The 514-nt window shown below is 63.8% G+C and carries 1 pseudogene; it reads left to right on the plus strand.

Annotated elements, in window-relative coordinates:
• Positions 1 to 514 (plus strand): annotated as a pseudogene (locus tag RCF13_RS00505) (flagellin); the annotation flags it as partial.

The following is a 514-nucleotide window of genomic DNA, read 5'->3' on the forward strand; positions in this document are numbered from 1 at the left end:
CAGCACGCAGATCCGCGGCCTGGACGTTGCCGTGCGCAACGCCAACGACGGCATCTCGCTGGCCCAGACCGCCGAAGGCGCGATGGTTGAAATCGGTAATAACCTGCAGCGCATCCGCGAGCTGTCGGTGCAGTCGGCCAACGCTACCAATTCCAGCAGCGACCGCGAGGCACTGGATGCCGAAGTCAAGCAGCTGACCTCGGAAATCGACCGCGTTGCCCGCCAGACCAACTTCAACGGCACCAGCCTGCTGGACGGCACGTTCTCCGGCGCCCTGTTCCAGGTTGGCGCGGATGCAGGCCAGACCATTGGCATCAACTCGATCGTCAATGCCCGCACCAGCTCGCTGGGTTCGGGCCTGTTCGCCGCAACGCAGACGAGCACTGCCGCAGTGGTGGCTGATGCTGCGGAGTCGGACGGCAAGATCACCGGCATGGAGATCAATGGCGTCGCCATCGCTGATGTGAGCTTCAAGGCCGGCGCAACAGCCAGCGACATCAACAACGGCATCGTC

Source organism: Stenotrophomonas maltophilia group sp. RNC7 (assembly GCF_030910085.1).
In the GTDB taxonomy this organism is placed as follows: Bacteria; Pseudomonadota; Gammaproteobacteria; order Xanthomonadales; family Xanthomonadaceae; genus Stenotrophomonas; species Stenotrophomonas sepilia.